Source organism: Soonwooa purpurea, assembly GCF_053891095.1.
In genome coordinates, this window is the sequence record NZ_JBSSMA010000008.1 from 1 (window position 1) to 19,800 (window position 19,800).

A 19,800-nucleotide genomic window follows, 5' to 3' on the forward strand; every position below is an offset into this window, starting at 1 on the left:
CAAAAGGAAATACTTACAGTTGTATCTCAACGAGTTTATTTACAAATTAAACAGACGGTATTTTGGAGACAAACTCTTTGACAGACTAGTAATTGCGAATATAACAGGTGCATAAACGGATAATCAGTAAAACTATGATAGTAATTTTCAATAAATTCAGAATAGGATTGTTTCCACTTCATATTTTGCTGGCAATCCTGATAGGATCAATAACTTTGAGCTCCTGCGATAAAGAAGAGCTGGAAATACAACAAGATTATCCATTTGACGTAAATGTAATGCCAGTTCCTTCTGAAGTAGCGAATGGTCAAACTGTGGAAATCCGTGTTACAATACAGCGTACAGGAAATTACAGAAATAACGCTTACTACATTCGGTATTTTCAGTTTGACGGACAGGGGGCACTTCGTTACTACAATGAACCGCCTTATATGCCTAATGATTTGTACCAATTACCACAAACGCAGTTTCGGTTGTATTATACTTCAGCCTCGACGGTATCCCAATCTTTCGATATATGGATATCTGACAGCTTTGGAAACGAAAAACAGATAAGTTTTCAGTTTAATAGTAGTGATTAAAGGGTTTGTTAACTATTCAATTTACAACGACTTACCTTTCGGTAGGTCGTTTTTTATTTACTGTTAATTTGTATATGGTTTCATCAATATTTGCTAAATTTATCTTCATGATATTGAAATAGATTGATTATGGAAACATTGGTTTTAGGTATAATAGCATTGGTCTTTGGGCTTGGTCTTCGTTACTGGATCAATCGTCGCAAATTTTATAGAAGAAGCTCTACAGGAGCAGAGGGATTCTCAAGTTATGAAAAGTCTGTTGTAATTTCTTTTATTGAACGTATAGGAAAACTAGCAAGCATCGTACTTATCATATTCGGCATTTTATTTCTGTTTACATACTACGGGTCAAAAAAAGATAAAGATAAATCTGAAAGATTAAAATCTAATACTTCTATACAACAGCGATAAGCCAAAATCTACCTCTCATAGCCAAACAAACCTTCCAAAAGTATAAGAGTAATTATCCTTATTAAATTCACTGTTCACAGCAAAATGAAGAACAGTTATGGAAGTAATCGCGATACAAAAATCGGCTTTTAAAAGTCTAACTCAAGAGTTAGATGATATGCTTGAACTTACTCAGACGGTAAGTCAGGCATATGCATCCATTTTCAAAGAAGAAAAGTGGCTGGATAATCAGGAAGTATGTTTGATGCTAAATATCACTAAAAGGTCATTGCAAACTTATAAGGATAAAGGTTTATTACCTTATTCCAAACTCAACAGAAAGAACTATTTCAAGCTGTCAGATGTAAAGGCTTTGCTGGAATTTAATAAAAGCATTAAAGAGGAAAGACATGGAACTACTGACTGATGATGCTATGGAACTGGCATCCCACAGAAAAAAACTGGAAGAGCTTAGGGAAAATATAGAGTTGATACTGCAAAATTTCCGGCCAGTAATGAACGGTGAAATATACCTGTCAGGACAGGACGTGTGTAAGTTACTGCATATAAGTAAACGCACTTTACAACAGTACCGGGACGATAAAATTTTGCCCTTCGTTCAGATTGGGGGCAAAATCATTTTTAAGCAATCGGATATTGCGAACGTATTGGAACAAAACTATGTGATGAATAAATAATAATCTGTAAGCTGAATAAGCATTTTGATAGTTGTATAACATTGTGAACATTATTATCTTTGCTTAGTAAAATATAAAAATCTTAAAGTGTTTTTGCTTTAAGTCTTGGTACTGAAAACTGGTAATTTTTAAGACGACAAGACAATAAGTAGGAACGCTCACGCTATAGGTGTGGGCGCTCGCTTATTCGTTGTCGGGTATACCAGTGCCTCAGTATCGATAAGTTGTAGTGGCCTGCACTTTCTTTTTTTTGCAGTACTCTACTTAATCGAATAAATAATTTGATATGGATACTGACACAAAACAAGACAAAGTTTCGATTGCATTTATCAATGACAAAAGTCCGATAATAGATAAAATATGTACTGATTTATTAAGTGCAAAATTTGAAATTTTATTCCAAACTGAAAACATTGAAAACGCAATATCTGAATTAGAAGTGATCAAAAAATTACCAGAGATCTGTATTATTGATCTTGATTTTTATGATAAGAGTATATTAAAGCAACTTCAAAAATTAAGAAACCTTTATCCAACTATTCAACTGATCGCACATAGTGATATTGATGATGAAAAAATCGCAAAAGATATAATTGATATTGGTTTTTTAAGCTATTTCTTACTTGGTACTGATATAGATGATTTAAAAAAGGCTCTTATTGATTCTGTGTAGACGGTAAAAATGTTTTCAATTCCTTTAAATTAATCGAAAATCTTGGGAACTATCATAATAAAACATCTCAATTTCAGTAGGTTGCACATTAATAGATTGGTAACCGTCCTGATCTAATCTACATGCTTTTGGATTACATAGTGCATGGAATGTAGATACAGCTATTTTGCCCCATGGATATTCATAGAATGTATTTATCTTATTTGGGTTTAGTGTGCATTTAAGAATCATGGGAATTCCTAAATTATTTATTTTAGCAGAAATAGAATCCATCTCGAAAATTGGCATATAAATTTGTTCTCCTCCAAAATTCACCAGCAATGGTTCTGCACCGCCATTGTAAAGAGCAGAAGTTGTGAAATTAAAGAATAAATAATTATCTCTTGACTCTTTTTGTCTATAATCAAAGTGCTTGTTCCAAGCTTGTAGTACAGTTTCCAGTTCATTACTTGAAAGTAAGTTGCCGTGATTATTGATAAAGCATTGTCTTATCTCCTCGCCGGTTCTACACCTAAGCCCCTGTTCAATAATATGCTCTGGAATTGCTCTCGTGTAATGAAAACCATAAATACTCGCTTTAAGGCAAACTTCATTGATTTCCTTTACCAGCTGATTGATCTCTTTACCTTCTAAGATATGCTCCAAGAACTCGTTGTCTAAAAAGGTTTTTTTATGTTTTTCAAGCTTATCTATATAAATCTTAGGAATGCCTATTAGATTATTGAGATTTATATTTTTTTTCATAAACGGAACTTATTATTAAAACGTCAACCAGTTCAATTTCCATAAAAAAGAAAATAATTCTACCTGCAAATAGTCTTTAGTTTCTCGATAGTTTTCAACATCATATTGGTAGATGAAATCATCAAGTAATTCATTTTCATATGCAAATTGTGTTGCGAGAAAACTACCAGATTGAATTTCGGCCACATTCCTAACAGCACGTGACAATTTACTCAGATTAGACAAAGCTCCTTCAGAAACAAATTGTCCCTTCTGTATTCTCATATCTTCAATTTGTGATAAAAGATCCTCCTGATCAAAGCTTTCATACTCAGGATTTGCTACACCTTTTATACCACCTCTGTCAAAGTACCATTTTTTATGACCTCTAAGTAAGGATACTTTTGGAAATGTAGAATTTGCTACAATAGTCTGCCCAGAAGTATGATTGTAAAGATCTTGCTGTTTGTGGAATACTGGAGCTGCATATATAACTAAGGCATCCGTACCAAGTTCCTTCTCTAACAATTCTAGAGCAGTCTGTTGGTGAGGTGTAATTTCAAAATACCAGTGTGCTCCTTTAATGTGCGGTTTAAGACCTTTTTTTGATCTCGATGAATAATCGGAACGCTTTGCTTGTATGAAGAGATTTAGATTGAAATCAGGTAATATTTTTTTAGGTTTTGATGTATTCCAAATATATCTAAACTTTCTTCTGTGAAGTGATAAACCACCTAGGGGAGAGCTAAATCCATGTAAGTTCCATAAATAATCGTTAATACATAGCGAGGCTCTATCAATGCCTACTATTTTTTCAAAGACCTGTCCTGGTTCCCATAATAGATTACTACCTTTTTCAAGCTGGTTGAATAATGGGCCTCTAAATTCGCCCTCTTCAAATTCTGTCATATATTGTATGTAGATTATAACTGATTTAACTCTTCTTCTTTTATTATCCTGATTTCGTTGCCGAACTTCTGTTTGAGTTCATTATCTGTTACTGAATGTGGGAAAGCCATTGCTAATAGATGTCTTGGTCGAGATAATGCCACATATATTAATCTTTTGGTTTCATCAGGAAAGCCATTGTCAATATTTGATATGTTATCAAATGTGATATTATCTTTATGTTTCCTTTCGTTGAAAAAAACAAGAATAGAATCCAAAGTTTGTCCCTTTACTTGGTGTATCGTAGTGATGGGGATATTGAACGTAGAAAAAGATTTTTTAAAATGTTGGCTTACAGTTTCAGCAAGCGTAGATTTTTCTAAATATTTCGATTTTCGACTCCGTAGATTAAAATCTACTTCATGGCTAAGGCCTAATTTACTTTTTAAAAACTGCTGAGTAGCAGCTGTCCAATCTTGAATTGTTTTACTAAAAGCTGGTAATTCATCTAAAATAGTAATCATCAATGAATTAAAGTAAGGATCTATACTTTTTTCTTTCTCAATCTCTTTCAATAAATGATAATCAGCCTCATCAGAATGCATTAGGGGTATACAAATGGTTCTGATTTCTTTTATTGCATTTTTAATATCACCACTTGTGTAAAGATTTTTAGCATATATAATTTGTTTTGGCAAGTCTATACCCCAAGGTCTCTGTTCTGTTTTTGCTCCTAACAATGCGTCTTTCAACGAATTTCCTCGAACAACAATACAGCTACTGATGTATTTTTTCATTGAACAAGAGTCATCATAATGTTTAATAATTAATTGATGATTCACGTTTGAATATTTATAAATTACAATCGAATCCGTTATATTTTCACAATCTACGCTATTGATTTTTAAATCATCTGATCGACGAACTTTTGAAAATATATCAATTATACTTTGAGGTGATCGTCGGTTATCAGTTAAGTCGTAAGAGTTCCATGTTGCGTCATTTTCGTACTTTCTTAAAAATTCAGAAGGCTTTGCATCTCGCCACTCATATAAGCTTTGGTAAGGATCTCCTATCAGTTCAATATTGTTAAGGCCTTGCTTCACTAATTCTTCAAATATGGCATGCTGCATTAGTGAATTGTCCTGAGCCTCGTCTATAATAATAAAAGGAAATCTTAAACTAAGCCATCTGCAAATTTTAGGATTATTTTTCAGTAGGTGAAGGGCTATAAATGCTGAATCTCCAGTTGAAATTAATCCTTTTCGAAATTGAGCATTCTTGATGAGTTTACAGTAGTTGTCAAAATTAACTTTTTCAACTTTATCAGATGATGGTTGATTTCCATTAATAGAAAAAGATCCATTTGGCTCAATTCTAATTTCACTGGGAGGATATAGATGATAAATACTTCGATTATTCTTTGCCTTGTATTCTGGATTATTAAGTGGTCTTAGTAAGCCTTCAAGTGTTTTGCCATTTTTAACATAAGTGGTCTTCCACATATCATCTAAGATCGTTGTGTGGTCGAGTATTTTTGGTCTATTAAAGTCTCGATTAAGTAGGTTATAAAATGGAAGAGTAATATACTTATTTATAAAACTATCAATAGTTGATACATGATTAGGGAATTGAAGTGATTTACCCGCCAGTTTCCTATAGGCTTCATTGATTTCATCTTTAGCAGAGTTAGTAAATGATAAACAAGCTACTCCCGAATGCCCTCCAACTTCTTTTAAATTCTCTAAATTTAATATCTTCTTTGCGATAGTAGTTGTTTTTCCGCTTCCAGGACAGGCATTTAAAATAACTTTTCCTCTAGCTTGTAAGTAAGCCAGTCTTTCTTCATTTTCATAATACATTACAATCCATTTTTTAAATGAGTTAACGCGTTCAATATATATACCGGAACTATAAATGAGGCTTTTGCCTCTTCCAAATTATCAATTAAATGAATTGAGAAATCCTGTGCAAATTCAGCTTTGTCAGGGAACGTTTTCCATAAGAGAATCGCAACTTTTCTTTTTTCCTGTTCAGACATCAAATCTGCTGGAAACGTTGACATGTATGTGACTATATTGCTGATTTTATCACTTACTATCATGTCAAGATACTTCACTAAAAAGTTGTCCTTAAAAGCACTTCTGTCATTGTTTACGTTATGCGATGCTATTTCATATTCCAAAGTTTTAAATGACTCAAAAATCTTTATATTTTCAGCCTTGTTTTTAACAGAGTTTAAATTCCTAATTCTTGATACAGCGTTACCTTTTTGGATACAATCATCTAAAAGATCTAGCACGGTGGTATCATTTATCAAATTCTTAAAGCTATAATCAGATTTTTTTGAGTCAGTAAACCTGTCATCGTCTGTAATGATGGAAATAGGCTTGTTTATTCGTTTCAGTACATCTGAGTGATTAAAAAGGTAAAGGAAGGGATAAAATGAAGTTCCTTTTACGTTTACAATTTCCGTCCGGTAATCTTCAAGTTTATAGTCCTCTAAAAGAGTAAATGCTGATATCAAAAGTTCCTCTGATATTCCCTCAATGAATAAAATGGATTTTGCGAATAGAAGCTGAGATTTGGTTACGTCAATGTACCTCTGAAGTTTCTTCATTCTATTCTCAAAATCTGTATCCAACAATTCTTTGCTTTTAGTAGTATCTTCAATTATTTTTTCAGATTCTCTATTTTGAAATTGTTTATCCAGTTTTGTTGCTTTACCACAATCTAATAAAATAAGATTTTTAAGGGGTACTTTTGAAGTCAACGTTGGTGAATGGGTAGTTATAAATAGCTGGCTGTTTTCAGTCGCATTTGCATTATTTAAAAAGTTATAAAGGCTTAGCTGTAATTGTGGGTGAAGGTGAGATTCGGGTTCTTCGATTAGAAGTGCAAAATGAGGTAGGCCATTATCCTTAATCTGTTCTTTTATATCACCTAGAACAACTGCTATATAGATTAGATTGTTCAATCCTAAACTATTTTGCCATAAATGAAACCCCTCATCCATCAAAGTAGCTCTATTATGTGGAAGATAAGGTTTGATTGCATTAACTATATATTCTGTTTTTGCTTCCTCAATTCTGACGCCGATTTTATTGTCAATAACTCTCTTAAAAATACTTTCGAGATTCGTGTTAACACCATCTCGCGTATTTTTAACTTCATCACGTTCTAACAGCTGAGAATTTGCATCTTTTATTATCTGTTCTATTTGCAATTCCGACTTTTCTCTCTTTACAAATCGTCTTATAACTTTGCCCAAAATATTATTTCTAGTACTCAACAGATCCTTGGTACTATCCCTTAAAGCTCCTAAATAATAATGCTGAAAAAGTTCGAAGGTTTTATAGTCTGCTTTTTGACCATCAATATTTCCGGTATTATAAGTGAAATATGGATATTTTCCGTCTTTTTCTTCATAAGAGATGGATATTTTAGCATAATCTTCCTCAATATTATTGGGATCAATTACCATATATTCATAAAACCCTCCTTTTTGAGCGGTAGATAATCCTTTAAAAATATAAGTAATGGTTATTAGGGTAGATTTATTAAGTGTTTTATGACCATCATTGTCGATTGCTTTTTGATGGAAATCATCGGATGAAACTGATAACTCCCTTATAGGTTCTCCAATATTGTATAGTAAACGTATGGCATCAATAACAGCTGATTTACCGCATCCATTTTCACCAATAATAATATTTAGTTTTGGATCAAATTCGGTTTCAATTACCTCAATTCCTTTGTAGTTTTCAATCTTTATATAAGCTAAATGCATTTTTTACGTTAATTTGGTTTAATCTAATAAAAGATCGACAAGCTATTAACGCATCAATTTAACTGAAACATAGATAGCATTTTAATGCCTTAGGCTAATTTAAAAAAAAACAATAAGGAATAATGCATTAAGTAGAAAAATTGAACAAGATTTTAAATTCCCACAGTAGATTACTGAATTTACTTCTTTCCACATCTGGACTAGCACCGATGTATTCTTGGGATATGCTCTTATTATCTCTGTAATATATTCTTAATAATTAGTTGGATGAGAAAAATGTTGAAGTGTTAATGTTTCTGTACTATTACATATCTCACAATTATTTTTAATGAATTCAATTCTTCTTTCTCTCCAATCTTTAGAATGCCACAATCGCTGTCCACCTTTGAAATCAATCCAGTATTGTGATTTTGCAATTTCTAATGTGATTTCATTATTTTCCAACTTGTCTTTTAATTGGATAATTTCGTTATATGTCAGCATGATATTTTGGATTTATTACTCGACGAATATAACTAATACTAAAGCCCGTACTGTGAGAATTGGTGGTTAAAAAAGCACTGTTATCTGTATTACTTACGCAAAATTAAATAACACTAACTCAACCAATATTTTCTTATTTGGATCATCCGGATTTTTAAACGAGAAAGTGAAATTTGTTTGTGCTCTTTGATTAACCAAACCTTCACACAGTTCATGTGCTAATATTGCGTTTCTCGATTTTTCTATTACATCGGTAAAATTCTTAGTATCACGATTGAAAATTACCAAAGCAACTTTTTCATCTCTCCAATTCACATAATTTGATAGTAACTGATTTAACCCATCAATTAGGTACTTTTCACCTTTCCATAATTTACACTCTGCAATAAAAAGATTATTCCCATTATTGTCGAACATTAAAATATCTGTTTTTCCGTTTCTATTAAAAACTTCACCTTTAGCAGAATGATTCTTTGAAATAGAGTTTAAGAAAGGAATAAAGTAATCTCTGTATCTTTCTTCATCAAAACGAACATTAAGAGATTTGAAACCTTCTAAATTTTTACCGAGAATATTCATATAATCAATAACTTGGTAAAATGCTTTTTCACTGACGCCAGTAACGGTTTGGTCAACGAATTGCGGATCAACAGGAGAACCATTAAAATAGTTTTCAAGTGTTAGAGCGACTTCATCTTGTGTTTCTTCTATTTCGTATAATTTTGATGGATATATTGTTAAGTCAATATTACCACTTTTTTGCTTCGTAACATTTGACTTATGTACTGAGGCTAATTGTTGTAAATGATTAGCAATATTTTCAGGATCAATTCCATCTTTTAGAAATACTTTTAAATATTTCTTTCCAAAAGTTTCTCTAATTTCAAATGTATAATTTTTGGGCATATCGTTAAAAATAGTATTGAAGGGAACTAGCCATAGCCTTGCAAAAGAGTGAACTTTATAAGATCGAACGTTCAATTTTGCACTTGCGTTAGCAGAACCATTTTTCGTTTTTGCTAAAATACAAAAAAGAGGAACCGAAAATGGTTTTTACGGATAAAAATCATGAATCATGATTCATGAATCTTGAATTAAAAAAAGAAAAACAAAAAGCAAGTGGTTTTTTCGAAATAGGGAGCCGAATCGTTTAAATTGCTCTTAACTTTGCTCTTTTGCCAAATTGCATGTTAGTAGCTGGAATGCTTATAATCTTCGTCTACGCTTTCTATATCCAATAATTGGAATTCCTCTCCATGAATATATTCCTCTATTTGATGAGTACAATGTTTGTCGATTTTCTCTTTCTTTTATTTGGTCTTGCTTTCTAAATTCATTTATGAATTCCTGAACTCTCAAAGTCCATTCACCATTTGTGGTTGTATTCAAAAAAGCTTTACGTGAGATTTCTGCAACTTTTGCATGTCTACCAACCTGTGGAAATAAACAGTAAAGATTATTTCGTAAATCTTCTGTATCATCTATTGAACTGTTTCCTCGAAAATCAAAGATTACAGGTACAGAACTTTTAAGCCAAGCTTCTGGAAAACAAAACTCTGGAAAACAAACCTCAAAAATCCCCGACTTTTCAGTTTGATGCACTTCACTAATTCCGTCTCTTTTCCATTCCTTTAAAAAACGAGGATAATCTCTTTTTAGTCGCGTGCCATCCACTATCCAAACCATGTTTTTATAAAACTGTTCTCGTGCAGTTCGCTCTTGAGGATTAATGTTCGAATGTTGAAACTCTATTACGAGGCTATGAGCGGTACGAACATCAGCAATATGTTTTTCTTTTGTTCCATTATCAAACAAAGATATTTCTTGCCAATCGGATGGATAATTGTTTTTCCAAGTTCGGTGCCACTCTGTTTCTGGTTCCCACCAATTGTCACAATCCGTTTTGCTTTTATGTGCCCAATGCCATATTTTTCGTGTACCACATTTTGCAATAACTGGCTTCGAACAACAACAACACAATCCGTTAAGTTTCGGTTGAGCTTCTGTCCGATTATTATCTATTAAAGCAAAGCGCATTTTTTATAGTCAGCTATCAATACATTGTTTTCACTTGCAAATTTACTCAAATAAAAATATCCTTAGGAATCGTTAAGGTAAAAACCAATAATAGCCAAGCGACTTTCTTTTGCTTCTTTTCTTTGGTCGCAGATGTGGAAAGAAAAAAAGTATTTACAAGGCAAAAGAAAATTTGATTTGCATCTTTATCAAACAAAATATAGTAATTATAATTTATTTAATACTTGCAGTCGGTGTATTAAATGCTCAAATAATTCTTTTGTAATGTCAAACTTTGACACATGTGGCAAATATTTATTTCTTATTAAGACTTCTGTAAATCCATCATTATTAGATTTAGTATCATCATTAATATTTCTAATACAGGCGTCTAAACAGTCAACAGCTTTAGCAAATTCAGCTTCTCGTGTGGCTCTTTTTTCATATTCACTGACAATTTTTTCAAATCTTAATTTATTAGGAATAAGTGTTTTGATTTTTTCTAATGCTTGTTCTTCTTTTTGATGTTTGAGTTTCATTTCCTCTGGATTATTGAATTTGGCATCTCCTGCATAAACTTCAACAATATCATGGTAAATTAAATACTCAATAACTTTTAATCTGTTTAATGGTTCTTCAACATAATCGATTAGAATATCCGCAATCAGCAAACAACTCCAAGAGTGTTCTGCTGTACTTTCTTTTCTTCCCTTTACATTGGTACCACGTTCAACATATTTTAACTTTTCTAATTCGGTTAATGCTATAATCAATTTTTCCATTCAATGTAAATTATCTATTAAATATCCTTTTATTACAAAAATATAAATTAAAGTTGCCTAACAGACACTGCTTAAACTAAACTGTAAAAATAACAAAAGGGATATTGTCGTCCATTTTTCTAACGGTTCAGATTGGTACGGTCACTGTTAAGATTATGCTTAACTCTAAAGCGAACGCAATGAGCATTCTTTATAGCCAGTTATTCATACATTGTATTTACTAGCAAATTTACTCAAATAAAAATATCACTAGGAATCGTTAAGGTAAAAACCAATAATAACCAAGCGGCGTTCTTTTGCTTCTTTTCTTTGGTCGCAGATGTGGAAAGAAAAGAAGTTCGCTAAAACAACGAAAGGGATACTGGAATATCCCTTCAAAAACAGATCGCAACCTGTTTGATAAAATGTGAAGTGAGGACGGTGCGTAGCCTTACATTTTGGCAAAGGGGTTGTACCGCTTAAATGCAAAAAGACTGCCCCGACCATCGGAGGGAGTGTCTTTTTGCGGCCCGATTTTGGCTATCGGGCGACTGGAATAGGCTGTGACCTAAAATCTTTCAGATTGAGAAAAAAACCTCTGTATTCGGTCAATCCATTACGAAATAAACCCCATAACAAAGAACTACCCATTTGAGCCAATGACGAATTGATATATAAATCCTGTTTTTCCAATGCTTCAGCTAAACTGCAACTTGGTGTATCGTCTTGCTGTTCGGACTGCTTTAACAAAGCACCAAATTCATCTGTAACCATTGGCAGATTAGCTACCGTTTCATATATATCGGAATTGGGTTGTTTTATATCTCCAATAGTTGATAACAATACTTGTCCTGTATATTGGCTGTTACCATAATCCAACCAGTATTTTGGTTTATGATGATAATATTTTCCGTTATCCAGTGCTTTTAATATTTCAGCAATACCAAATCTTGCCTTTACACTATCTACACAGGTAATAAAGATAGTAGCCTGTGCGTTTTCGGGAAGTTTGCCCAAACTGTCCTTTTCAAACTTCTGCGTTTCGGCTTTCCAATTTGTACCTGAAAAGCGGTTGGCTCGGTTGATTAGAGCAGCAGATTTATACAATCCTACTTCGCATTCTGCAAAACGCTGTCTGCCCAAATTAGCTTCCGTAATAACATCATCATCCCAAAGGCGAACGGACAATCCTGCGTGACCTAACGCAATCAAACTATGGTTCATTTCCATTAAGGCGGTCAAAACCTTTGAGCCTGTACCACCTGCACCGATAAGGTTTACCGATATAGGATTGGTTGCATTTATTAAACTATTGTCCGTAAAATGGACTTTTATTTTTTCGGTATTCATCGCAATATGTCTTTTAAGGTTAGATTACTTTTTGTCAATACTTCCATTGGAAAAGCTTCGCCTGTGGCAATTAAATTTTCCCAAAGGCTTACGCAATTTCCTTTTATCGGGTTATGACCGTGCATTAAATGACTGAAATAACTGTTAAAGAAAAAGCCTTCCCATTTGTTTGTAAATTCTTCCAATGAAGCGGTTTTCTTTATGCGTACATCTACTGTACCCATACATACATTGCCGTCCTCGTACACATTAAAAAAAGGAGCGTTGTAAAGCTTTGTTTTTATCGTAGGTCTTCTGCCATTTATTAAAGCGAAAACGGCTAAACCGCTTCGGTTCGCTACCCACAGCATAGGCGGTACATTGGCTTTGCCTTTGGGTATTCCCAGACTTTCAATAAAATACATTTCCCTTTGTGTGGCTTTGGTAAACCAAACCACTTTGTTTCCTGTCGGCTCAAAGTATAAAACCTGATTGCTCAATACTCCCTGCGGTTTCAATAGCGGTTCTTTTTCCTCTTTGGCGGTCTTCAAAGCCTTTGCCAATTGGTTCGCTTCTTTTACGGTCAAAGGGTGTGCATTAATGGGCATACCGTTTTTATCCATATCAAAATGCTCTACATAAGTATCGTTACCCTTTCCAGTAGTCTGATAAAATACCAATGCTGATTTTGGATAGTACAGCATTCCGAAATCCTGTGTTATATCGTTCATAGTTTTGTTTTTAAAAATTATTTAAAATGTAGGTCAGTTCGTTTATCATCGGTAACAAACGGTTTTCAAACTCCAATGTATTGGCGGTTATATCGCTTCCGTCAAACCGTTTGATAATAATCGGTTCTTCCATCTGTCCGTATTCCTGTAATTCGTTATTTACAGATTCTACTACATTATCCATTAGCCACCCTGTACCATCTGCACAGAAGGAAACATATTTCTCCATAGATATAATGTTTTCCATATCTTCTTCGTTGGCTTCGCCATTTGGTCGGGCATTGCGGAAGACGGTTGCATTGGGGTACTGCTCATAAATTGCATAGGCTTCCTGTGCTACTTTATAGCAATCAGCATCAATCTTATCTTTTGGTTTAAAGCGGTTTAAACGGTCTTTAAAGAGCCTTAAATTGGCTTCGTTATATATCTTCTGTTCCATACGGTCGCCAATCCATTCCGCTTGTGCAAATTCACTAAGATAGGTTTCTGTGTCTTCTCCATAATCGTCCTCTGTTACCCAATCTTTATGCATCTCATACATCCAGTACAGATAACTGCTTTCCTGTCTGTAATAGGGAATGTCGGCAATGTGGTACAGATAACTACAAACCGATATAAGCAGTTGAGCGGTATGTTTTCGCTTTGGGTCTTTCAACCAACGAAATAAGGGTACTACAGGAATATAATACAGCGTTGCACCTGTATTATATCTTTCCTCACTTGTAAAAAACACTTTCTTACTATCCTGTATCAGTTTGATTTCTTCCCAATCGCTTACTTTAAGTTTTAACTGTTCTTCTATATCTTTTAAAGCCAATGCGATATTGTACGGATATCCTAAAGCCTGCGTTGGTTTCGGAATGATACCGTAATGCTCTGCTAATTGAGAAAGGGAACGATAAAAATCCCTTTCCATTTTGATATTATCCCTGCAAGCCTGTACAGTTTCCGTTTCTTCCAGTCTTGGGAGAAACGAAGTTCTTAGAAAACCATTGGCAACATAGTTACTGGTACAGACTTTTGTTTGTCCTTTTGGATTTCGTTTGCGTCTTTCGGTCGTTGCATCCAGTTTGCGAACTCGCTCAACTGACGATGTAATTGCTTTTGCTTGGGTTCTTGGGGCATTTGGAATGTTCCCGATACGGTATGTCGTTGCATAAGTCATTGTTTTACTGTTTTGGTTTAACCTTTTGTTCCCATAGCACTTTCAAAGCGGTACTGTACGGTATCGTCTTTGATTTGTGGTGCTGATACTTTTGCGGTGGTCAGAATGGGGTATGTATTGGAATAAAAATTCATTACTGCCTGTACACTCCATTGCGGTTCGGGGTCGTTCAGTTTAATTTCCTGCCCCTTGTTATTTAATATGAAAACTCGTTGTAATTGCGTTGCTAATAACATAACATTTAATTTTTTGGTTAACACTTTTATTCTTCTTCACCTGCTTCATCAATGGGGTAATCCTCTGTAACTACAGTCGATTGTATCGGTTCGGGTGTTGTTTCTTCTGTTGCACCGAAAAGGCTCGGTGTGGCAAATTTGTCCGATAGTGAAGTTTTGCGTTTGCGTATGGCATCGGCATAGTCGGGAAAATCGGCAGGGTTCGGCACTTTCATCCACGCTTCACGGAATTTGCCCTCTTTTTCCAATTCGTCAGCCTTTGCCATAGCTTCTTTATACTTCTTGTCCCTGGCTTCTTTTTCTTTCTTCTCCTTATCGGCTTTTTCCTTTTCCATTGCCGATTGCTTTTTGACTTCCTCCATTTGTTTTAGAAACTTTTCCATATCTACCATCATGCCCGAAACGGTTTGTACTGGTGCGGTTATCTGCTCAAAAAATCCCTCGTCAAACTCCTGTGCGGTAGCATTGAATGTAAGGGGTGGAATAAGGTTTTTGGCGTTATCTCCGCACTCATCATTGTTAAGCATAACCGATACTATTAGCTTGGTTTCTGTTCCCTTTGAAATGTTCAGTTGCAATACTCCTGTAAAGTCCAACTGCTGTATCTGATTGAAAAAATTTGTATTCATCGTTCTAATTTTTTTGTTTGTCCTCTAATCGTTTTTTCTTTGCTGTCAGTTTATTGTACATATCTGTCCAATAAGCGTTCTGTCTTTTGTCGAACTCGGAGAAACTTTCGTCCTCGTGTCTGTAACCAGTGTACCGTTTGCTAATCTTTATGGCTTCATCAAGGTCAGTGACTTCGATAGAGCATCCGTTCAAATCCGTTACTTTCATGTTTAATAATATAAGGCTACCACCGTTTGCAAGGCGGTAGCCTGTGGTGTAATTAATTAAGTTGAAAAACCTCTTCACCGACTTTCTGAAAAGAGGTACACAGTTCAAATGCTTTCTGTGATTTGAGTTGAGCAGTACCGCCCATTACAATACTCTGTAACTTGGCTTCGTTGTCTTTGTAGCTTCTTACGTTCTGATAGTAGCCTGTTACTGCATTATATGCCCCGAACAATGTGCCTTTGGTGGTGTCCATTTGTTGGGTATCGCTTACCATTGCATAAGCAAAAGCATCTTCAACCACGTTTTTGAATACGGTGGAAACTTCATCTTCCGCACCTTTTTTCAGTAATTCCAATGTTTCCTTATTCGGACAAAGTGCCAGTTGGATTAGCTTTTTAACCTCTTGGTCTGATACTTTGACTTTCGTCCACTCATTGAAAATACCCTCTAACTGGTCGCTAAACTGGTTAGCCAATCCCATAACTTTATGAGCATTGTCCAAACGTTGTTTTGCTCCTGCGGTGTGCTTGATGCGTACCACATTGCTCATATTACGCAAAGAAGCGTTTAAGGTATTTTGGCAAACGATACGGATAGGTGTAAAAGCGGCTGTAATACTTCCGCTACCGTCGTGCGAAGTTGTTAGGAAGATGTATTTTTCTGTCACATCATCGCCATTGCCCACACGGATATAACTCGGCAATTTGGCTGTAATAAAAATGCGTTCCCCATTACCTAAAGCTCCTGCGGTTTCGTATAAAATACCGTCTGTACCGCCTACAATACTGTCAAAGAATGAAAAAGCATCCCTGTTTTGTACGATATGGTAGTCTTTACCCACCACACCCAATACGGCATTGTTATCGGTGCGTATGTTGGCGAAATAGTTATGTACTTCCAGTTCGCTACTGCCTATCTCTATGCCGTTAGTGGTTTCGATAATACCCGAACCTTTGGTAAAGAGTGGAGATTTTACCACTTCATAATCTAACCCTGCGTGTCTGATAGCCTGCTCGCTTGTCGGATAATCCTGTACGATTTGCCCCAAACCGTGCCACGCTTTTTCCTTTACACTAAAGAATGAGTAACGTCCTGTCTTGCTGTTGAAATTGATATTATGTGCCATGATATTGAAATTTTAAAAGTTTGAAAAATGAATATTTGATTGTTGTTAAAATGGTAGGTCGTCTTTGGTCTGCTCCGCTGTAACCTTACCTTTGTTATTATTAGTAGCCTGTACGGTTTCTGTTTTCCTGCTACCTCCGTGCAGTTTGATTTGTGAGGTATGAAAATTCAGTCCTGCTTTTGGCTCTCCGTCATTTCCTGTCCACGCTCTTGTACTTACTCTGCCTGTTAGTTCTACCAGTGTGCCTTTTGTGAGTAGTCTGGCTACGTTGGGAGTTATCCAGTACGAGCAGTCGAAATAGGTGGTTTGCTCTATGCGTTCGCCCTGCTTGTTTTTGTAGCTGTCGTTTGTTGCTACTGAAAAGTTTACTACTTGTTTGTCCTGTGACGTTGTGCGTACTTCCGCATCCCTTGTCAATCTTCCTGTGATGTTCATGATTTTCGATTTTTACGTTGTTAAATTCCTGTTTGATTTTTTTTGATTTGATTTATTCGGCAATGAGAGGAGGTGCTTGTTTTCGTTTCACTTTTTCCATTTCCAATGCTGATATTTTTCATTTCTGACATTTTTTTTATTCGTGTAAAGAGCCGGAGTATGCTTTGTTTCGTTTCACGAGCATAAAAGGTTAGTGTTTAGCAGCAGCAAGGTTTTGTCAAAAAAATACGACCCGTATGGGTGGAGATTATTTTGCAAACCCGGAGGGCATGATCTTGCTGTTGCGTTAAGAACACTGAAATACCTTTGCTCTTGAAATGGGACAAAAACAGCATACCGGTTCTTGGATAAAAAATAATGTGGAAGCCATTGGAAAAGGCATTGAGCAAATGGCTGATTAGATTAGAATACAGGCATCACCTGCACGAATTTTAAACTGTTTTCTTAAAACTCGTGGCTCCTAAGAGTCACTTAAAAGAGAGATGGAAAAACAATGTTTTGGAAGTAGACAGGCATTTTGGAATTTGTCTTTTTCAAGAATATCCAGTGAAGCTCTTTTATGGTAGGATATGGGGAGGGTAAATGTGCTTTACGGATTTGTAGAGGAAAAAAAACCGAGGTTTATCGACCTCGGCTCAGTTATAATAGGTAATGTTTACACAAACTTGAAAATGTGTTCATGAATAAGATTTGTTTGCCCTACACTATGTAAATTTTGGTACGCATAAATAATAGCAGCAAGATGGTCTTTATTACAGCAGACGACATACTTTTTTGCCTGATGAAACATTGCTAAATCTTTATTTACATAAAAAGCTATACTGTTGACCTTCTTGTTACCCGAGTCACTGCAAATGAAAGTTTCTTTATTACCTAGAGGTAAAATGAAGTTCCCAAAATCTTCTATATCGGAACGTTTGCTTTCAATAATTGGTGAATCTCCTAGGATAGATGTAATTATCTCATTTGAATCAATATAGCTGTTCTGATGTAATTTTGATAATTTATCTTCTGCTATTTCATAATTATTATAGAATGGTAAGAACGGAAAGATTAGTCGTTTTGTACGGTTGAAAATTTCAGAATTGAGTAGATGCTCGATAGCCTCCGTATTTTGAGAGCCATCATCATTTATGGCCTTTATCGAGATCGGTAATTTATCGTATGTATACTGTCTATCTTTATCATAGAACAGTTCATCATTAACGGGTAATCGCCATTTTAATGAAGAAACCATTACAAGTAAAGAAGTAAGCCCTTCTTCAGTGATATTTTTAGTCGCAATTATTTCTGTCAGATCACGGGAAAATTTTTCGTCAAGTTCAGCATACAACTTTTCAAGATTATCGTTTGCTGTTCCGCCAAAATCAAGGATATTCCTATTCATCTCAAAGAATATAGATTTGGGGCTTCTCTTTTCCTTTGCAAAGGTTTTTTTTTCTTTATCATACAGATAAAGCATATTGTCCGAATCAGCAAATTTCTTGATAAGGAACTGCGGAATATAATGATGACGTCTTGAAATACCCATATCTAACTATTCTTTTGTTTAAGGTCATCCAACTCTTTAAGATATGGGCCATATAGGTTCAATTCGTTAAGAGCAAGCCTGAATACTATACCGTTAATAGGGGGTGGAGTAAATTTTTCAAGATTGTCGCACTCAGGATCGCCGTCAGGGAAGCTATATTTTGCTTTCTGGTGTGCAGGTCTTGATGCGATTCGGTTTGTCCTTATACTTTCAAAAATTTCATAGGTAGCCAATATCAATACGGTAGCTTCACCGAAAGTGGTCAATTTATCAATATAAAAAAACTGCTTGTCTTTTAGTATAACAGGAGGTGTAAAAAGGTTTATTATTCTTGAAAGTTCAAGAAGAAACTTTTGTTTGTAACTAATAGTATCCTTACCGTTGGCAAAGAAGGGTCTAACAAAATAAAAGAAGTCATTTTCTTTTAGTTTTTGTGCCATATAAAATTTATCGTAATAATATTTCAATGCCTGTGAGATATGTATACGTCCTTGTTCGTATGTTAGATCGGCAAAGTCCTTAATGTTTTTAAGAACATCATTGTACTGAGGTACTTCTAAAAAATTAGTAAGCAAATATATTTCGGGATTCTCCTGAAATTGTTCATAGCCACCATCTTTTAATTTTTCAAGTATATCAATTAAAATCACTGGCGGGTTTGATGAGTTCAAGGCAAAGTATGCAATAAGAATTTTCTCAAATGCCGGGGCCCTTTTAATCCCGTAAAACGAAAGCAATTCATCAAAGAAACCATAAGGATAAAAGGGTCTTCGACTAAGCATACTTGGGTTAATATCCGATAAATTGTTCTCATACATATACTCGTCAATTGTAGAACTCAGAAACTCATCAATAGCACCAAATGTTAAGTAAAAGCTATTAATATTAATAAGTTCTGTTGTATATATCTTAATCAGAATCCTCGCTCCACTATACTTAACACCATTTACAACGACTTCCATTGGTTTTTCGGTTCGTTCTATCGATGCTATACCAAATTTTTTACTAGGCGTTTTATCAGTTTCTTCGACCACATTATAGTCAATATCATCCTCATTCAATATGGCTGTTATCTCGTTCCAATAATCTACCATATTCTTACAGCTTTCAAAGGTGTTACTGTTTATTGGATAAGCGTTAAGCCCTTCTTTTGACGTCAAGATGGTTGATGCTCGGAACCTATCACAAAAATTAAGGTTAAATTGACGTATTCCAGAGAATGTAGCAATGTTGGTAAGGTAGTGGTAGTATTCATGAATGAATATAGATTGCTCTTGACCGATTTGTAGGTCAGTTATAAAAGTGGTTAAGTTATCAATATCAAATCCATCTAGGCAGATATAAAATCTGTCAGGGTAGTATTTTATTTTAGTCAAGTCAATTTCTGCCATTTTATAAGGATTTTTT

23 protein-coding genes and 1 pseudogene are annotated in these 19,800 nt (G+C 34.8%); 6 read left to right on the plus strand and 18 right to left on the minus strand.

Annotated elements, in window-relative coordinates:
- From ACVFVN_RS08705 to ACVFVN_RS08730, 6 genes and pseudogenes are all read left to right on the plus strand, one after another.
- Window positions 1–115, plus strand: a pseudogene (locus ACVFVN_RS08705) (IS1595 family transposase); the annotation flags it as partial.
- A gap of 19 nt (window positions 116–134) precedes the next feature.
- Window positions 135–581 (plus strand): DUF3872 domain-containing protein, encoded by a 447-nt coding sequence (locus tag ACVFVN_RS08710; protein WP_058699749.1) that lies wholly within the window; start codon window positions 135–137, stop codon window positions 579–581.
- 129 nt (window positions 582–710) lie between these two features.
- Entirely contained in the window at window positions 711–992 is a 282-nt protein-coding gene (locus tag ACVFVN_RS08715; RefSeq protein ID WP_221630283.1) for a molybdenum ABC transporter permease, read from the plus strand.
- Window positions 993–1,089: 97 nt separating this feature from the next.
- Window positions 1,090–1,398, plus strand: a complete 309-nt coding sequence (locus ACVFVN_RS08720; protein ID WP_058699748.1) for a helix-turn-helix domain-containing protein — start codon at window positions 1,090–1,092, stop codon at window positions 1,396–1,398.
- Window positions 1,382–1,669: a helix-turn-helix domain-containing protein gene (locus tag ACVFVN_RS08725; RefSeq protein ID WP_058699747.1), complete on the plus strand. Its 288-nt coding sequence runs from the start codon at window positions 1,382–1,384 to the stop codon at window positions 1,667–1,669. The genes ACVFVN_RS08720 and ACVFVN_RS08725 overlap by 17 nt, the downstream gene beginning before the upstream one ends.
- Window positions 1,670–1,955: 286 nt before the next feature.
- Complete coding sequence (locus tag ACVFVN_RS08730; RefSeq protein WP_058699746.1) at window positions 1,956–2,342, plus strand: response regulator transcription factor; 387 nt, start codon at window positions 1,956–1,958, stop codon at window positions 2,340–2,342.
- 24 nt (window positions 2,343–2,366) lie between these two features.
- Here ACVFVN_RS08730 and ACVFVN_RS08735 read toward each other — a convergent pair whose 3' ends face one another.
- The 18 genes from ACVFVN_RS08735 to ACVFVN_RS08820 form a co-directional block, all read right to left on the minus strand.
- Complete coding sequence (locus ACVFVN_RS08735) at window positions 2,367–3,086, minus strand: hypothetical protein (RefSeq protein WP_058699745.1); 720 nt, start codon at window positions 3,084–3,086, stop codon at window positions 2,367–2,369.
- A 15-nt stretch (window positions 3,087–3,101) separates the two neighbouring features.
- A complete protein-coding gene (locus ACVFVN_RS08740; RefSeq protein WP_058699744.1) occupies window positions 3,102–3,974 on the minus strand; it encodes a hypothetical protein in 873 nt (290 codons plus the stop codon).
- 14 nt (window positions 3,975–3,988) lie between these two features.
- Complete coding sequence (locus ACVFVN_RS08745) at window positions 3,989–5,815, minus strand: ATP-dependent helicase (RefSeq protein ID WP_068791507.1); 1,827 nt, start codon at window positions 5,813–5,815, stop codon at window positions 3,989–3,991.
- On the minus strand, window positions 5,815–7,743 hold the full coding sequence (locus ACVFVN_RS08750; RefSeq protein ID WP_058699743.1) for an AAA family ATPase: 1,929 nt from the start codon (window positions 7,741–7,743) through the stop codon (window positions 5,815–5,817). Before ACVFVN_RS08750 ends, ACVFVN_RS08745 begins: the two co-directional genes overlap by 1 nt.
- Before the next feature lie 252 nt (window positions 7,744–7,995).
- Window positions 7,996–8,226 (minus strand): hypothetical protein, encoded by a 231-nt coding sequence (locus ACVFVN_RS08755; protein ID WP_058699742.1) that lies wholly within the window; start codon window positions 8,224–8,226, stop codon window positions 7,996–7,998.
- A gap of 93 nt (window positions 8,227–8,319) precedes the next feature.
- Window positions 8,320–9,132 (minus strand): hypothetical protein, encoded by an 813-nt coding sequence (locus ACVFVN_RS08760; protein ID WP_058699741.1) that lies wholly within the window; start codon window positions 9,130–9,132, stop codon window positions 8,320–8,322.
- A 300-nt stretch (window positions 9,133–9,432) separates the two neighbouring features.
- Window positions 9,433–10,263, minus strand: a complete 831-nt coding sequence (locus ACVFVN_RS08765; RefSeq protein WP_058699740.1) for a competence protein CoiA — start codon at window positions 10,261–10,263, stop codon at window positions 9,433–9,435.
- Window positions 10,264–10,469: 206 nt separating this feature from the next.
- Entirely contained in the window at window positions 10,470–11,024 is a 555-nt protein-coding gene (locus tag ACVFVN_RS08770) for an HD domain-containing protein (RefSeq protein ID WP_058699739.1), read from the minus strand.
- Window positions 11,025–11,543: 519 nt separating this feature from the next.
- Window positions 11,544–12,353, minus strand: coding sequence for a PRTRC system ThiF family protein (locus ACVFVN_RS08775; protein WP_058699738.1), 810 nt, complete (start codon window positions 12,351–12,353; stop codon window positions 11,544–11,546).
- Complete coding sequence (locus ACVFVN_RS08780) at window positions 12,350–13,063, minus strand: PRTRC system protein B (protein ID WP_058699737.1); 714 nt, start codon at window positions 13,061–13,063, stop codon at window positions 12,350–12,352. Before ACVFVN_RS08780 ends, ACVFVN_RS08775 begins: the two co-directional genes overlap by 4 nt.
- Before the next feature lie 10 nt (window positions 13,064–13,073).
- Window positions 13,074–14,228 (minus strand): hypothetical protein, encoded by a 1,155-nt coding sequence (locus tag ACVFVN_RS08785; RefSeq protein ID WP_058699736.1) that lies wholly within the window; start codon window positions 14,226–14,228, stop codon window positions 13,074–13,076.
- Between the two features lie 17 nt (window positions 14,229–14,245).
- Window positions 14,246–14,464: a PRTRC system protein C gene (locus tag ACVFVN_RS08790; RefSeq protein ID WP_058700045.1), complete on the minus strand. Its 219-nt coding sequence runs from the start codon at window positions 14,462–14,464 to the stop codon at window positions 14,246–14,248.
- A gap of 26 nt (window positions 14,465–14,490) precedes the next feature.
- A complete protein-coding gene (locus tag ACVFVN_RS08795) occupies window positions 14,491–15,093 on the minus strand; it encodes a PRTRC system protein E (RefSeq protein ID WP_058699735.1) in 603 nt (200 codons plus the stop codon).
- A gap of 4 nt (window positions 15,094–15,097) precedes the next feature.
- Window positions 15,098–15,379 carry a hypothetical protein gene (locus ACVFVN_RS08800; protein WP_456234973.1) on the minus strand — a complete coding sequence of 94 codons (282 nt, stop codon included), beginning with the start codon at window positions 15,377–15,379 and terminating at the stop codon, window positions 15,098–15,100.
- Window positions 15,354–16,427 (minus strand): DUF932 domain-containing protein, encoded by a 1,074-nt coding sequence (locus ACVFVN_RS08805; protein WP_058699733.1) that lies wholly within the window; start codon window positions 16,425–16,427, stop codon window positions 15,354–15,356. The genes ACVFVN_RS08800 and ACVFVN_RS08805 overlap by 26 nt, the downstream gene beginning before the upstream one ends.
- 45 nt (window positions 16,428–16,472) lie before the next feature.
- Window positions 16,473–16,862, minus strand: a complete 390-nt coding sequence (locus ACVFVN_RS08810) for a single-stranded DNA-binding protein (RefSeq protein ID WP_058699732.1) — start codon at window positions 16,860–16,862, stop codon at window positions 16,473–16,475.
- A gap of 655 nt (window positions 16,863–17,517) precedes the next feature.
- Entirely contained in the window at window positions 17,518–18,393 is an 876-nt protein-coding gene (locus tag ACVFVN_RS08815) for a DUF4238 domain-containing protein (protein WP_058699731.1), read from the minus strand.
- Window positions 18,394–18,395: 2 nt separating this feature from the next.
- The gene (locus tag ACVFVN_RS08820; protein WP_058699730.1) at window positions 18,396–19,784 is read right to left on the minus strand and encodes a hypothetical protein; all 1,389 of its coding nucleotides are present in this window, start codon (window positions 19,782–19,784) and stop codon (window positions 18,396–18,398) included.
- Window positions 19,785–19,800: the final 16 nt, after the last annotated feature.

Bases quoted from the DNA above. Each gene is read 5' to 3' on its own strand.
- ACVFVN_RS08720 (WP_058699748.1), top strand. From the start codon at position 1,090: ATGGAAGTAATCGCGATACAAAAATCGGCTTTTAAAAGTCTAACTCAA.
- ACVFVN_RS08710 (WP_058699749.1), top strand. From the start codon at position 135: ATGATAGTAATTTTCAATAAATTCAGAATAGGATTGTTTCCACTTCAT.
- ACVFVN_RS08760 (WP_058699741.1), bottom strand. From the start codon at position 9,132: ATGCCCAAAAATTATACATTTGAAATTAGAGAAACTTTTGGAAAGAAA.
- ACVFVN_RS08750 (WP_058699743.1), bottom strand. From the start codon at position 7,743: ATGCATTTAGCTTATATAAAGATTGAAAACTACAAAGGAATTGAGGTA.
- ACVFVN_RS08745 (WP_068791507.1), bottom strand. From the start codon at position 5,815: ATGTATTATGAAAATGAAGAAAGACTGGCTTACTTACAAGCTAGAGGA.
- ACVFVN_RS08765 (WP_058699740.1), bottom strand. From the start codon at position 10,263: ATGCGCTTTGCTTTAATAGATAATAATCGGACAGAAGCTCAACCGAAA.
- ACVFVN_RS08715 (WP_221630283.1), top strand. From the start codon at position 711: ATGGAAACATTGGTTTTAGGTATAATAGCATTGGTCTTTGGGCTTGGT.
- ACVFVN_RS08735 (WP_058699745.1), bottom strand. From the start codon at position 3,086: ATGAAAAAAAATATAAATCTCAATAATCTAATAGGCATTCCTAAGATT.
- ACVFVN_RS08820 (WP_058699730.1), bottom strand. From the start codon at position 19,784: ATGGCAGAAATTGACTTGACTAAAATAAAATACTACCCTGACAGATTT.
- ACVFVN_RS08755 (WP_058699742.1), bottom strand. From the start codon at position 8,226: ATGCTGACATATAACGAAATTATCCAATTAAAAGACAAGTTGGAAAAT.
- ACVFVN_RS08805 (WP_058699733.1), bottom strand. From the start codon at position 16,427: ATGGCACATAATATCAATTTCAACAGCAAGACAGGACGTTACTCATTC.
- ACVFVN_RS08725 (WP_058699747.1), top strand. From the start codon at position 1,382: ATGGAACTACTGACTGATGATGCTATGGAACTGGCATCCCACAGAAAA.
- ACVFVN_RS08775 (WP_058699738.1), bottom strand. From the start codon at position 12,353: ATGAATACCGAAAAAATAAAAGTCCATTTTACGGACAATAGTTTAATA.
- ACVFVN_RS08740 (WP_058699744.1), bottom strand. From the start codon at position 3,974: ATGACAGAATTTGAAGAGGGCGAATTTAGAGGCCCATTATTCAACCAG.
- ACVFVN_RS08770 (WP_058699739.1), bottom strand. From the start codon at position 11,024: ATGGAAAAATTGATTATAGCATTAACCGAATTAGAAAAGTTAAAATAT.
- ACVFVN_RS08780 (WP_058699737.1), bottom strand. From the start codon at position 13,063: ATGAACGATATAACACAGGATTTCGGAATGCTGTACTATCCAAAATCA.
- ACVFVN_RS08785 (WP_058699736.1), bottom strand. From the start codon at position 14,228: ATGACTTATGCAACGACATACCGTATCGGGAACATTCCAAATGCCCCA.
- ACVFVN_RS08815 (WP_058699731.1), bottom strand. From the start codon at position 18,393: ATGGGTATTTCAAGACGTCATCATTATATTCCGCAGTTCCTTATCAAG.
- ACVFVN_RS08795 (WP_058699735.1), bottom strand. From the start codon at position 15,093: ATGAATACAAATTTTTTCAATCAGATACAGCAGTTGGACTTTACAGGA.
- ACVFVN_RS08810 (WP_058699732.1), bottom strand. From the start codon at position 16,862: ATGAACATCACAGGAAGATTGACAAGGGATGCGGAAGTACGCACAACG.
- ACVFVN_RS08790 (WP_058700045.1), bottom strand. From the start codon at position 14,464: ATGTTATTAGCAACGCAATTACAACGAGTTTTCATATTAAATAACAAG.
- ACVFVN_RS08730 (WP_058699746.1), top strand. From the start codon at position 1,956: ATGGATACTGACACAAAACAAGACAAAGTTTCGATTGCATTTATCAAT.